The organism is Acinetobacter sp. V2 (assembly GCF_001188385.1).
GTDB classification, from domain to species: domain Bacteria; phylum Pseudomonadota; class Gammaproteobacteria; order Pseudomonadales; family Moraxellaceae; genus Acinetobacter; species Acinetobacter oleivorans.
Map to the genome: position 1 here is coordinate 84,453 of NZ_JZFB01000003.1, position 12,869 is coordinate 97,321.

The 12,869-nt window shown below is 38.6% G+C and carries 14 protein-coding genes and 1 pseudogene; 9 read left to right on the forward strand and 6 right to left on the reverse strand.

Features of this window, described 5'->3' with window-relative positions; all coding sequences use genetic code 11:
* The 3 genes and pseudogenes from UC75_RS21325 to UC75_RS11330 form a co-directional block, all read left to right on the forward strand.
* Positions 1–345, forward strand: a pseudogene (locus tag UC75_RS21325) (high-affinity choline transporter BetT); the annotation flags it as partial.
* A gap of 11 nt (positions 346–356) precedes the next feature.
* Positions 357–971: a MarC family protein gene (locus tag UC75_RS11325; RefSeq protein WP_004794054.1), complete on the forward strand. Its 615-nt coding sequence runs from the start codon at positions 357–359 to the stop codon at positions 969–971.
* 253 nt (positions 972–1,224) lie between these two features.
* Positions 1,225–1,740, forward strand: a complete 516-nt coding sequence (locus UC75_RS11330; protein WP_005303245.1) for an acyl-CoA thioesterase — start codon at positions 1,225–1,227, stop codon at positions 1,738–1,740.
* A 115-nt stretch (positions 1,741–1,855) separates the two neighbouring features.
* Here the strand turns inward: UC75_RS11330 and UC75_RS11335 are convergent, their stop codons facing one another.
* On the reverse strand, positions 1,856–2,053 hold the full coding sequence (locus tag UC75_RS11335) for a hypothetical protein (protein WP_049837652.1): 198 nt from the start codon (positions 2,051–2,053) through the stop codon (positions 1,856–1,858).
* A 499-nt stretch (positions 2,054–2,552) separates the two neighbouring features.
* Here UC75_RS11335 and UC75_RS11340 point away from each other — a divergent pair, with 499 nt between their 5' ends.
* Complete coding sequence (locus tag UC75_RS11340; protein ID WP_049837653.1) at positions 2,553–3,551, forward strand: CobW family GTP-binding protein; 999 nt, start codon at positions 2,553–2,555, stop codon at positions 3,549–3,551.
* A gap of 42 nt (positions 3,552–3,593) precedes the next feature.
* Here UC75_RS11340 and dctA read toward each other — a convergent pair whose 3' ends face one another.
* Positions 3,594–4,856 carry a C4-dicarboxylate transporter DctA gene (gene dctA, locus UC75_RS11345; protein ID WP_049837654.1) on the reverse strand — a complete coding sequence of 421 codons (1,263 nt, stop codon included), beginning with the start codon at positions 4,854–4,856 and terminating at the stop codon, positions 3,594–3,596.
* Between the two features lie 188 nt (positions 4,857–5,044).
* On the opposite strand from dctA, the gene UC75_RS11350 reads away from it, so the two are divergent.
* From UC75_RS11350 to pgaD, 5 genes are all read left to right on the forward strand, one after another.
* Entirely contained in the window at positions 5,045–5,575 is a 531-nt protein-coding gene (locus tag UC75_RS11350; protein WP_005303252.1) for a YaeQ family protein, read from the forward strand.
* A gap of 87 nt (positions 5,576–5,662) precedes the next feature.
* Positions 5,663–6,001, forward strand: coding sequence for an FKBP-type peptidyl-prolyl cis-trans isomerase (locus UC75_RS11355; protein ID WP_002117532.1), 339 nt, complete (start codon positions 5,663–5,665; stop codon positions 5,999–6,001).
* Positions 6,002–6,244: 243 nt separating this feature from the next.
* Positions 6,245–8,239, forward strand: coding sequence for a poly-beta-1,6-N-acetyl-D-glucosamine N-deacetylase PgaB (gene pgaB, locus UC75_RS11360; RefSeq protein ID WP_049837655.1), 1,995 nt, complete (start codon positions 6,245–6,247; stop codon positions 8,237–8,239).
* A gap of 13 nt (positions 8,240–8,252) precedes the next feature.
* The gene (gene pgaC, locus UC75_RS11365; RefSeq protein WP_004794047.1) at positions 8,253–9,509 is read left to right on the forward strand and encodes a poly-beta-1,6-N-acetyl-D-glucosamine synthase; all 1,257 of its coding nucleotides are present in this window, start codon (positions 8,253–8,255) and stop codon (positions 9,507–9,509) included.
* An 89-nt stretch (positions 9,510–9,598) separates the two neighbouring features.
* A complete protein-coding gene (gene pgaD, locus UC75_RS11370) occupies positions 9,599–10,018 on the forward strand; it encodes a poly-beta-1,6-N-acetyl-D-glucosamine biosynthesis protein PgaD (protein WP_005303256.1) in 420 nt (139 codons plus the stop codon).
* 45 nt (positions 10,019–10,063) lie between these two features.
* On the opposite strand, the gene UC75_RS11375 is transcribed toward pgaD, so the two are convergent.
* The 4 genes from UC75_RS11375 to UC75_RS21330 form a co-directional block, all read right to left on the reverse strand.
* Complete coding sequence (locus tag UC75_RS11375; RefSeq protein ID WP_049837656.1) at positions 10,064–10,624, reverse strand: TetR/AcrR family transcriptional regulator; 561 nt, start codon at positions 10,622–10,624, stop codon at positions 10,064–10,066.
* Between the two features lie 28 nt (positions 10,625–10,652).
* The gene (locus tag UC75_RS11380; protein ID WP_049837657.1) at positions 10,653–11,531 is read right to left on the reverse strand and encodes an alpha/beta fold hydrolase; all 879 of its coding nucleotides are present in this window, start codon (positions 11,529–11,531) and stop codon (positions 10,653–10,655) included.
* Between the two features lie 35 nt (positions 11,532–11,566).
* On the reverse strand, positions 11,567–12,355 hold the full coding sequence (locus UC75_RS11385; protein ID WP_049837658.1) for a crotonase/enoyl-CoA hydratase family protein: 789 nt from the start codon (positions 12,353–12,355) through the stop codon (positions 11,567–11,569).
* 193 nt (positions 12,356–12,548) lie between these two features.
* The coding region (locus tag UC75_RS21330; RefSeq protein WP_228137302.1) for an EamA family transporter at positions 12,549–12,869 on the reverse strand (321 nt) is incomplete at its 5' end.

A 12,869-nucleotide genomic window follows, 5' to 3' on the forward strand; every position in this document is an offset into this window, starting at 1 on the left:
GGCATGAATGTAGATGTGCAGCAAACACCGCTTGAAGATGAAGAAACGCTTTTCCATCTGGATTTCACAATTCATTTGGAAGAAGAACAAAACTTCGTTTACCAGATCTGGCCTGTACGCTATAGCGCACCGAACTTCAGTCAACGTGTAAAACGAGGTAAACAGTTCTATTACCGTCTTGAAACCTATCTTTATGACGGCTCTCAAGATAACGATTTGGTCGGTTACAGTAAAGAACAAGTTATTAATGACATTTTAGATAAATATGAAAGACATATGACGTTCTTACATATTAATCGTATTAGCCCAGGGAATCGTCCATTGTTCCCAGATCCACAAGCTTAAGAGGAAAATGCATGGCTTCTCCTTATCTACATTCTTTTGCTTTATTTTTCTCGTTGCTCAATCCATTTCTAATGAGCATCTACATGATTGGCCTGATCCGTCATTCAGAAGCCAAGGTGTTTAATAAAGCACTGATTCAGGGAAGTTTGATTGCTTTTGTCGTGTTCATGCTATTTGCATGGGGCGGCGAAACAATTTTTAGTAAATATCTGAATGTACGTTTTGAAGCCTTTCAGATATTTGGAGGCCTCATCTTTTTGGTGATTGGCTATCGCTATGTTTTTCAGGGTGCCGATACGATTGGTGAAATGCGCGGTGCACCAGAGCATCTGGCTGGCACCATTGCCATGCCATTTATGATTGGTCCGGGCACTATTAGTGCTGCTGTGGTTACAGGTATTGAAATGTCAATTGGTGAGGCAGCCTTAGTGATTGCCTTCACCTTATTTTTAACCTGTAGTATTTTGATTTTGATGAAATTTTCACATGATCATTTACGCTATAAACATGCCAAACATATCGATCGCTATTTTGATATTGTCGGGCGTTTATCTGCTTTATTAATCGGTACGATCGCCATTGATATGATCATTAATGGTGTGACAGGCGTTATTACTAAAGTATAGCGAGTGGCCTATAACATCCTGCTATGCCATTAAGCGTAGAATAAAATGGCATAGCATCTTCTAAAAAAACTAAGATAAATAAAAAAAGCTTTAAAAAAAGAACTTTAAAAATAATGCCTTAAAAATTTAAATTTTAAAAAACAATCAAAGATATTAAAAAATACAATGCTATGTTGTGGATTTAAGCATGTTTTTTTTGTGAATTATCAACCATAATGTTTACTGAGCTTGTTTTAAGACACAGAGTTTAGCTATGCCTACATTAGATGAAATAACCACAGCAACTGATGATCAGTCTGAATTGACGATGTCAGTTTTGATGACGCCTGATATGGCAAATTTTTCAGGTAATGTTCATGGTGGTACGATTCTAAAACTACTAGACCAAGTCGCTTACGCTTGCGCAAGTCGTTATTCGGGTGGCTACGTGGTGACTTTATCTGTAGATAAGGTGAATTTTAAAGAACCTATTTATGTGGGTGAGCTGGTAACCTTCTTGGCAAGTGTTAACCATGTAGGCCGTACTTCAATGGAAGTCGGAATACGTGTTGAAGCCCAAAATATTCAGAAGCGCACAGTGCGCCATACCAATAGCTGTTATTTCACTATGGTTGCTGTTGATGAACAGGGCAAGCCATGTGAAGTGCCTCATTTGAAACTTGATACAGAGTGGAAGCGTTGCCGCTTTGAAGCAGCTGAGCACCGTAAAGTTTTACGTCTACAAGAAAACCATAACCCATCTTGTAGCATGTATAAAAAATCTTCTTAAAAAAAAGGATCGAACCGCAGCATGGTTCGATCCTTTTTCTTCTTTACTAAAATTCAGCGTCCATATTTCATTTCAGTAAAATTATCTCTGAGCTTGGAGGAGAGTGCTGAGAGAATTAACGAGTTGCAGGAGCAGCTTCAGAAGCAGAACCTACAGCATCAGATGCAGCATTTGCAGTGTTTGCTTGTTCTTGAGTTGAAACTACAACTTTATCTTCTGCTGGAGCATGAACTTTATCATGTTTAGAAGCAGCAAAAGTTGAAGCAGCAGTTAAAGCAAGTGTAGTAGCGAGTAAAGTTTTAGCTAATTTCATTTTATGGCATCCTTAAATTTCATTTAAAAATAAATTAAACCTAATCGTTCGTACCTACATGAAACCTGTATGGCTGAATGACTAAGCTAGGACACATGCTAAGCCGAGGTTTGGATTACATCAATTAACTTAACAATCTATTACGGCTATCTTAACAATATGAAATATACGGGCCGTTTATGTGCGGAATCTGTAAAATTAAAGGGCTTAATTACACCTTAAAATGTGTAAAAATATTTCTTATCGAATGAAAAAAGATCAATTGTGTTACGTAAAACTTACACTCTGGCATGAATTGTGAATGCGAATAAATAGAATATTCCGTTTGAATTTTAATTATCAAAAGTTAATTTAGATTTTAAGTGAGATGTATGTCACATATTAAGTGTTTTGGCCTGATAATTGAAAAGTATATCTTCAAAGTGAAAAATCATTTTCATGGGATTTAAACAGTGATATACCTTTCTTAGTTTTGAAACCTTGTTGATTTGAGTCGCTTGTGAAATTTATTGCCCAAAAAACTGTTCCTACCCATATTATTTCTGGTTTTTTAGGGGCAGGCAAAACCACATTATTACAGCATTTATTAAGTCAAAAGCCTAAAGATGAAGTTTGGGCTGTATTAATGAATGAATTTGGGCAAATTGGAGTAGACCAACAACTCTTACCTCAAGATGAAGGCTATGCCGTCAAAGAATTATTAGGTGGTTGCTTGTGTTGTAGCAGTCAATTGCCTATGCATATTGCTTTAGCTCGTCTATTGAGTGAACAAAAGCCAGATAGACTCTTTATTGAACCGACTGGACTTGGACATCCTTCACAATTATTTGACCAACTGACTGAGCCGCATTGGCAAAGTAGTTTAGCCATGCGGGCATTAATCACTGTTGTTGATGGTAGCCGTTTGCACGATACAAATTGGGTTAAACAAAACCTTTATGAAGATCAGTTAAAAGCTGCCCAGATTGTGGTGGTGTCACATACTGATGTGATGACTTTTGAAGATGATCAGGCGCTTGAGTTATTAAAAGAAGAATATCAGCCTTATCACCAAGAGTGGATTAAAACTGAAAATGGTCAGTTAGCTTTAAATAAAATTGATGTAGCTGCTCGTTTAACTGAGCGATCTATACAACCTTTACTTAAACTTCAAAAGCAAATGACTGAAACCGAGGTTAAGAAGGAAATTCAGCAATTACCTTATCATTATGTCGAGTCGGCACAAGGCTATATTGTGGCAGGTTGGAAATTACCTAAACGCTGGAAATTCGATTTTTATAATTTGCTAGATTTATTATGTGCGCAGCAAGACTGGCTTCGAATTAAGGGAATTTTTAACACAGATCAAGGTTGGAAAGTTTTTAACTTTAATCCTGATCAGTTTAATTATAAGTCTGGCGAAGAGGGTATTGATAACCGTATTGAAATCATTAGCGCACATCATCACGATTGGTTGGCTTTTGAAACGGCGTTACTTGCTTGTCAACTTGAAGAATAGAGAACATTAAACCAAAGACGATTTAATGTTCTCATAATGGATTTAAGGTTTTGTATCTAATACTGCTTTGGCTTGAGCATGGTCAATATCTTTTTCCCAGTGTGCAATCACTACAGCAGCAACACAGTTACCGATTAAGTTGGTACAGGCACGAATAATGCCAATGAACCAATCTACGGACAGTAGCAGTACTAAGCCAATCGCAGGAAGGCTTGGAATAACTGAAAGTGTTGCTGCAAGAATAACTAAAGCTGAGCCGGGAATACCGTGTGCGCCTTTAGATGTGATGAGTGAAACCAGCAAAATAGCCAATAGGTCGTGAGTGGATAAATCAATATTGCAGGCTTGTGCAATAAAGATCACCCCTAAAGTTAAGTAAATTGAAAACCCATCTAAGTTAAAAGAATAACCCGTAGGAATGACCAGACCTACCGTTGAATCCTTGATTCCCAGATTTCTGAGTTTTTTCATAATTTGAGGTAAAACAGAGTCAGAAGATGCTGTACCCAAAACAATCGCTAACTCATCTTTAAAATAAGCCACAAATTTGAAGATGTTGAGACCGGCAAGTTTTAAAATTGAACCTAAGACAACCACAACAAATAAAATGCAGGTCGCATAAAACAGTAGAACCAAATAGCCCAATTGTAGAAGTGAATCTAAACCAAATTTGGCGGTGGTATAGGCCACTGATCCGAATACACCAATCGGCGCTAAACGAATAATTAGACCCATAATTTTAAAGAAGACTTCTGAAAAAGCTTCAAGTGCCTGACGTACTAACTCTGCCAAATGTTTAGGAATTAAAAGTAGTGATACACCAAATAAAATAGCGATGAGTAAAACTTGTAAAATATCGCCGTTTGCAAAAGCGGCAGTGAATGTTTTCGGAATAATATTGAGTAGAAATTCCGAACCTGTGTGCATTTCATGGGCGCGTTCGGTATAGGTGCTTAAATCTTTTGCATCTAAATGGCTGATATCGATATTCATACCGACGCCCGGTTTAAATACATAGGCCACAATAATGCCTAAAACTAAAGCAATACTGGTGACCACTTCAAAATAGAGAATGGTTTTTGCACCGACTTTGCCCATTTTTTTGATGTCATTTGCACCATAGATTCCCAGTACAACGACACAAAACACAATAGGTGCGATCAGCATTTTAATTAAAGAAATAAAACCATCGCCCAATGGCTTTAAAGATAGGGAGAAATCATGAAAACCAGCCCCAACTGCAACTCCTAGCAAGAGAGCACAAAGAACCTGTAAAAATAAACTACGTTTAAGCTTCTGCCACATAAGTCATCAATTTTAGCAAGAGGAGAATATTTCTCTTTCAAGCAAAAAGCCGGCCAACTCTAAAGCAAGCAGAGCGTTTTGGAAGAATATGCAAATTTCCAATTACTATGCTGTGGATTGCTTAGTTTTTTTATAATTTTTACCTAAAATCGAGTATCCTTAGCGCCAAATTTTGGAACATATTAATCATGGCGCTTAAAGCAACAATTTATAAGGCAGACTTGAATATTGCCAATATGGATGACCATATTTATGGTGATTATCAACTGACGCTTGCCTTGCATCCTTCGGAAACTTTAGAACGTTTAATGGTTCGTTTGATGGCTTTTGCCCGTTTCGCAAGTGATGAGCTTGAGTTTACTAAAGACCTTTTTGAAACTGACGAGCCAGCGTTATGGCAAAAAGATTTAACGGGTCAATTAGAAACTTGGATTGAAGTCGGTTTGCCATCTGAAGATAAAGTTAAAAAAGCTAGTGCGCGTTGTAAAACGGTTGCGGTTGTTGTTTATGGCACACAAGTCGAAGACTGGTGGAAGCGAAACAGTAAAATTAAAACCTTAAGTAACGTTCAGGTGTGGCAAATTGCCCCTCAAAGTACAGCCGAGCTTGAACAGCTCTGTGAACGTACGATGCAACTACAATTAAATGTGATGGACAACGAGTGGACGCTTTTAGGTGAAAAGGGTCAGGCAAATGTTGTTTGGACACAGTTACAGTAATTTAGAAAAGCGCAACAAATTCTACAGATTCAGTTGGTACACTAAGTACTAATTGCGATTTTAGAAATTCAGTTTAAGGGTTAAACCATGTCAAATGAATTAGAAATTATCGATTTAAAAGTAGGTGAAGGCAAAGAAGCGGTTAAAGGTGCTTTGATTACAACTCACTATACAGGTTGGTTAGAAGACGGTACTAAATTCGACTCTTCAATTGACCGCGGTAATTATTTTGAATGCGTGATTGGCACAGGTCGTGTAATTAAAGGCTGGGACCAAGGCATTATGGGAATGAAAGTTGGTGGCAAACGTAAGTTAATCGTGCCTGCTCATTTAGCTTATGGTGAGCGTAAAATGGGTAAAATTATTCCAGCGAATTCTAATTTAATTTTTGAAATTGAATTATTTGATGTCAAAACTCGTGACTAGTGAAAACTGAAAGCCCTTTAGGGGGCTTTCTTGTTTATATGAGCTTTAAATATAAATACATTATTAATTTATATTTTAGCTTTTTGAATATTTAAGATTATTTTCAGATTATTTGATTATAAATGCTGACTGAAAAACTGTTCATTTGTGAGCAGTGTGATATTAAGACCAACTTTCAAAAAGTTTGTGCCCTAACATCAAATTTCACATAAGTAATCTATATTGTTATTGAGACGCTATTTCATGATTATCCGCTTTGCATCTCCTTTGTTGAACATATCACTTGGCTTGGCCTTGGCAGGTTTGTCAGGCATGGCATTAGCCAAACCACCTAAACTGGACGCTTCAACACTCACGGTGATTGGTTATCATGAAATTACCGATACTAAAAATGCGTTAATTCCTCAATATGCAGTGACGACTCAACAATTTACACAGCACGTTGAGTGGCTGCAAAAAAACGGGTTCCATTTTATTACGGTTGATCAGTTGATCCGTGCTCATCAGGGCAAATTTCAACTGCCTACAAAACCGGTTTTATTAACTGTAGATGATGGTTATCAGTCTTTTTATCAAAATGCTTATCCAGTTCTTAAAGCTAAAAAGATTCCGGTTGTTTTGGCTGTAGTGGGTTCATGGTTAGAGCCAAAAGCTGGTCAAAAAGTAGATTTTTCGGGTGAAGAAATTCCACGTGATAAAATCTTAAGCTGGAATGAACTTAAAGAAATGCAAGATAGTGGTTTTGTAGAAATCGCTAATCATAGCTATCATTTGCACCGTGGTATTACAGGTAACCCGCAAGGCAATTCTGAACCTGCTGCGACCACACGTTTTTATGATGTTAAAACACAAACATATGAGAACGATAAACAATATGAAGCACGAATCTATGATGACCTGAAAAAGAACAATGACTTATTAAAAGCGCATGGCTTACGTTCGCCACGTATTATGGTATGGCCATATGGTCGCTATAATATGCAAACTGTCCAAATTGCAAAAAAATTGGGTATGCCAGTGACCATTACGCTTGATGATGGGGCAGACCATGCAAAACAATCTCTACAAAATATGAGCCGTATTTTGGTAGAAGGTGGAATGACAACTGATGATTTGGCTCAAGAAATTAAAAACCGTGAATTAAATTTAACGGATAATAATCGCCCGCAAAAAATCATGCATGTCGATCTGGACTATATTTATGATCCAGACCCGAAACAACAAGAGCGCAATTTAGGTCACTTGTTAGATCGAATTAATGGCATGGGTGTAAATACAGTTTATTTACAAGCATTTTCAGATCCAGATGCGAATGGTTCTGCGGATATGGTTTATTTCCCAAACCGCCATATTCCAATGCGTGCAGACTTGTTTAACCGTGTTGCATGGCAAATTCAAACGCGCACTTCTGTAAGCCGTATTTATGCGTGGATGCCGTTATTGGCGTGGGAACTACCAAAAAACGATCCTGTTTCTAAGGACTTGGTGGTCACTCAGCAGGAAAAAGCGGGTGAGCACCTTAATATGGGTTATATCCGTTTAAGTCCGTTCTCAGCAGATGCACGCCAAACTATTCGTGAAATTTATCAGGATTTAGCTAAATCAACGCCGTTTAACGGGCTTTTATTCCATGATGACGTCACCTTATCTGATTATGAAGATGCAAGCCCTGATGCTTTAAAAGCCTACGCAAAACAAGGTTTGCCAACAGATTTGGCAAAAATTCGTGATAACGATCAAGACTTGCAGAAATGGACTGCATATAAGACAAAATATTTAGATGATTTTGCAATGCAACTCGTTGATGACGTGAGACAATATGAGCCGTTTTTGGTGACTGCACGTAACTTATATGCGCAGGTGGCTTTAAAACCATATGCAGAAAACTGGTATTCACAATCGCTTGAAGAGTCATTAAAGCATTATGATTTTACAGCTATTATGGCAATGCCTTATATGGAGCAGGTCGATAATTCAGATCAGTTCTATAAAGACATGATTGATCGCGTGAAACAATATCCTAATGGCCTCAAGAAAACTGTTTTTGAATTACAGGCCACCGACTGGCGTAAAAATGAAAAGGTACCTTCAACTGAAATGGCAGCAACAATTCATTCACTGTATCAGCAAGGTGTAATGCATGTCGGATATTACCCTGATGACCCAATCAAAGATCACCCGGATGTTGACGTAATGCATAAAGCATTTGCCGAAAAATCATCTCGTCTTGTGCCGTAGTCGAGGCTGAAACATGACAATCTTTGCTGCAATATGGTCGCATGCCTTAAAATTCGTTTTTTACTATCCATTATTCATGTCGTATTTATGGATGATGGGTGCGATCATTTTCTATTGGAGAGAACGTCAGGCTCCGCCTTATGATCAACCCGCTCCATTGGAAAGTTATCCAAAAGTTGCTGTATTAGTTCCTTGTTTTAATGAAGGGGATAATGCAGAGGAAACCATTAGTCATGCTTTAAAACTGGACTATCCTCATTTTGAAGTCATCGCGATTAATGATGGCAGCTCAGATAATACAGGTGAAGTACTTGATCGTTTAGCAGAACAACATGAAAAATTGCGTGTTGTTCATTTGGCGCAAAACCAAGGTAAAGCCATGGGGTTGCAAGCCGGAAGCTTAATGACCGATGCCGAGTTTTTAATTGGTATTGATGGTGATGCTTTACTTGATCCACATGCAGCAAAGTGGATGATTCGTCATTTCCTTGAAAATCCAACGGTTGCAGCTGTTACTGGAAACCCGCGTATCCGTACTCGTTCAACTTTATTAGGGCGTATTCAGGTTGGTGAGTTTTCTTCGATTGTGGGCATGATTAAACGTGCACAGCGTACCTTCGGTCGCTTGTTTACCGTATCGGGTGTAATTACGGCTTTTCGTAAAAGTGCCGTTCACCAAGTCGATTATTGGTCACCAAATATGTTGACTGAAGATATCGATATTACTTGGAAATTACAGCGTGCAGGTTGGGATATTGAGTTTGAACCGAATGCCTTGGTTTGGATTTTAATGCCTGAAACCCTAAATGGGTTGTGGAAACAACGTTTACGTTGGGCAATGGGTGGTGCACAAGTATTAATTAAAAATATTGATGTGTTCACTAAACCAAAATTGAATTTTTTATGGCCGTTAATGTTTGAGCTTTGCTTAACTTTAGTATGGTCATATTTAATGCTAGCGATGGCTTTGTTATGGTTGGTACATTTTATTTTACCAGTCCCTGCATTAGCTGTTGTGAGCTCCCCATTTTTACCGTATGGTACCGGTATTTTATTGGGGGCAACCTGTCTAATTCAGTTTGCTTTAAGCAAATGGATGGATAGTCGTTATGAACCGCATCTAGGAAAAAACTATTTCTGGATGATCTGGTATCCATTGGTCTTTTGGCTAATCACTATTTCAGCAACCATTGTGGCATTTCCAAAAGTCTTACGACGTGGAGATGAGAAACGAGCACGTTGGGTGAGCCCGGATCGGGGCATTCGCTAGAATGAAATGCAAGAGTCATGAGATTTTAAAGATCGTGCTGTATTGATGTCTGGGGAAAAACCACAGCACTTCGTTAGGTAAAGAGAGAAATGAAGACAGATTCGTTGATTATTGATTTACGCCGTCAATTACCATGGCATAAACGCTATGCTTCTACAACAAGCACAGCCATGATGTGGGCGGTTTGGTTGTTGTTGTGGCGTCCGTTCGTGTTTGTATGGCTATTGGTTGAATTACAAAAAACTCATTTGGTACACCGTTTATTTAGTGCCTTTGGTGTAGGAATTGAACATGGCCTTACCGCATTAATTGCTTGTGCAATTTGCTTATTGTTATGGAGCCATTTGCTACCAGAGCGCCGTGTCGGTGGCAGTGCACTTAAGGCAAAACAGACTGATGATTATGCGCGTTACTTCGATTTACCTGAACATGAAATTGAGCAGGGACGTAGCCAAAAAATTACAGTCGTTCACCACGATGAATTAGGTAAAATCGTTAGAGTTGAATAACGATTAGCCATAAAATAAAGCCCACTTTAGTGGGCTTTATTTTTTTTAAGAATTAAGAAGTCCAAGGATACGTTGCTTAACTTGATTGATGTAAAACTCATCATGAGTGACACGGTACATCAAGATCGCTCCTTCATAATCAGCAATACTTTGTTTTGCTAAAATCTCAGCTCGATCTTGAGCAATGCAACAAGCAAAAATAGACTGAATAGCCAGTTCCCAGTCCTGAAAAATACTGCGTATTTTGGCTAAAATTTCAGGTGAACCATACGCCGCCTCCATTGAAATTACCCCAATCAGACAACCATTCACGCCGTGGGTAAAAAACTGGACAGCACGTTTATGCATTTGCTCAAAACGTTCAATGGCTGAGAGTTCTGAACTTGCAGTTGTTCCAAATAAAGAATGGATTAAATATTGATGAGTACCATTTAACACTTCAAGCAAAAGCGCTTCTTTATTTGGATAATAATAATAAAAAGAAGCTTTGGTGAGGCCGCAAGCCTTTGCCAGCATGTCCATGCTTGTTCCTGCATATCCATAAGTTTTGAACTGCAAAGCGCAGTGCTTAAGCAGATCTTCTTTGGTCAGTTTTTGCGGTCTCATTTCACATTATCCAAAACATAAAGCAGTTTTATAAAAAACCATCAAAAGTGGTGCGGATTTTATTCCAGATTTGTTCAGCATCTTTTTTAAAGTAGCCCATGTGGCCAATGGTTTTCATAGCAACATCTTGAGGTTGGAGGCTGACGTATGAAACTTGAGCTTGTCGATAATGCTGCATAAATGCGCGACAAGAAGCGGGTAAAGCCCAATCATCATCTAGGGCAGATACTGCATAAATTGGGGTTTTGACAGAAGCATATTGTTCAATTAAGTGTTGTTGTTCTGGATCTGCAAAAAAATACTTAGGGTTTTTACACCATTTACGCCACTGTTTATAAACATTGAGGGGTAAATCAGAACCCATATTAAATTTGCTCCAAGGCAAATAACCTGTCACAGCAACAATGGGTGGAAATACGATATTCCAGACCACTTGAACTTTAAAACGTTCTTTCAGTGGCATGTAGCCGTGCCAACCTGCACCTGTACCAAATGTATAGCAGGCCAATAATTTATCATGATTAGGCAGTAGACCTAGCGCATGGCCACCATAGGAATGACCAACCATGAAAAGAGGTAATGGTTCTTTTGATAAATATTCAATCGCACCTGCTAAATCGAGTTTGCCCCAATCTAAATAAGACATATCAAATCCTTTCAAAGATTTTGGACTCGATTTTCCAACCCCTCGATAGTCAAATGTGAATATCTGATAGCCAAATTGCGTCATATATTCAGCGAAGCGGCGGTAAAATTCATGTGGCACACCCGTTGCTCCTGCAACGACAATATTTGCTTTAGCTGGTACCGTTGCAAAGTAACGTGTGCCCTTGAGTTGATAGCCATCTAAAGCTGGGAATTGTACAGTTTGGCTTAGCTGTTCATTGATTTGAGTTGCTGATTGCATTGCTTTTCTCTTTATTTTTCTAGCGTGATGAAATTTTATTTACCTTTAAAAACAGGCGGTCTTTTTTGCAACATGGCAAACACACCTTCTTGAACATCTTCTGTGGTGAGTAAAGGCTGAAGATGGCCCTGTAATTGGCTAAAAGCAGTTTCATAACCTTCATTAATGGCTTCACGGGCAGAAGCGAGAGTCGCTTTTACAGCAAGTGGTGCAGCTTGAGCAATATGTTCAGCCAGTTCTATTGCACGGTTGAGCTGCGTACCTTCCGGACATATCTCTGTAATCAGGTTCATATCAAAGGCGGCTTTTGCATCAAAAGAGTCACCTGTGAGTAAATAACGCATGGCTTTGGCCCAACCCGCGGCTTGAGTAAATCGTGCTGTAGCTCCACCAAAAGGTAAGATGCCACGTTGCACTTCCATCTGTGCAAACTGGGTATTTTCACTTGCTAAAGCAATATCTGCATTCAGAAATAGTTCGATACCAGCGGTGTAGCAATAACCTTGTACTGCAACAATTAAAGGTTTACTCAGTTTTCGTCCAACTGTACCCCAAGGGTTCACTTCTTCATCATTAAAATCAAAAACACCTGTAGCGAGCTTGGGTTGTAACTCAACTAGATCTAATCCGGCCGTAAAATGGTCGCCATGAGCAAAGATAACAGCACAGCGAAGAGCATCATTATTTTCATATTCAGTAAGCGCCAGTGATAAATCTTTAATCAGGTGGCTATCAAAGGCATTACGTTTTGCTGCTCGATCTAGGCCAATTAAAAAAATATGTCCGCGAGTTTCACGGCTGACTTTTCCTTCTTGATTCGACATTTTTCGATGTCCTTTGTTTATTTTTAATAAGTTTTTAAACGATCGTTTAAAAAGTGTCAAATACAATTTGTTGACTATTCCGTAAACAAAAATAGAAGGGCGATTAAAATAAAACTAAGTTTTTATTATTAAGCTTAATGTAAAGATGAGGAGGAGAATAACCTGATGAGTGTTCTCAATCAGGTTATAAATATTATGTTGCACGACGTGAGTACATCAATAACCCTAGGCATAACAAGGTTAAACCTAAAATAAGATGTGAGCTGAGCTGCTCATGGTTGAACCATGTTCCCCAAAATGTGGCTAACACTGGGGTGATAATGGTAATAAGTAGCACAGTCGTCGGTTGTAGTATTTTGATGAGTTGATAATAAAAAATCATGGCAAGCACAGAGGAAAAGACCGCGCTGTAGAGTACTGCTAGCGAAATTTTCAGACTTGGAAATTCAGTGGGAAGATGCGACCAAAAGAAAGGTAACAAGCATACGTAGCATATCCATGCGACAATTGTAGA

Coding starts and splice junctions, on each gene's coding strand:
- UC75_RS11355 (WP_002117532.1), top strand. CDS start 5,663: ATGTCAAATGAATTAGAAATTATCGATTTAAAAGTAGGTGAAGGCAAA.
- pgaD (WP_005303256.1), top strand. CDS start 9,599: ATGAAGACAGATTCGTTGATTATTGATTTACGCCGTCAATTACCATGG.
- UC75_RS11330 (WP_005303245.1), top strand. CDS start 1,225: ATGCCTACATTAGATGAAATAACCACAGCAACTGATGATCAGTCTGAA.
- UC75_RS11325 (WP_004794054.1), top strand. CDS start 357: ATGGCTTCTCCTTATCTACATTCTTTTGCTTTATTTTTCTCGTTGCTC.
- UC75_RS11375 (WP_049837656.1), bottom strand. CDS start 10,624: ATGAGACCGCAAAAACTGACCAAAGAAGATCTGCTTAAGCACTGCGCT.
- UC75_RS11380 (WP_049837657.1), bottom strand. CDS start 11,531: ATGCAATCAGCAACTCAAATCAATGAACAGCTAAGCCAAACTGTACAA.
- UC75_RS11385 (WP_049837658.1), bottom strand. CDS start 12,355: ATGTCGAATCAAGAAGGAAAAGTCAGCCGTGAAACTCGCGGACATATT.
- dctA (WP_049837654.1), bottom strand. CDS start 4,856: ATGTGGCAGAAGCTTAAACGTAGTTTATTTTTACAGGTTCTTTGTGCT.
- UC75_RS11350 (WP_005303252.1), top strand. CDS start 5,045: ATGGCGCTTAAAGCAACAATTTATAAGGCAGACTTGAATATTGCCAAT.
- pgaB (WP_049837655.1), top strand. CDS start 6,245: ATGATTATCCGCTTTGCATCTCCTTTGTTGAACATATCACTTGGCTTG.
- pgaC (WP_004794047.1), top strand. CDS start 8,253: ATGACAATCTTTGCTGCAATATGGTCGCATGCCTTAAAATTCGTTTTT.
- UC75_RS11335 (WP_049837652.1), bottom strand. CDS start 2,053: ATGAAATTAGCTAAAACTTTACTCGCTACTACACTTGCTTTAACTGCT.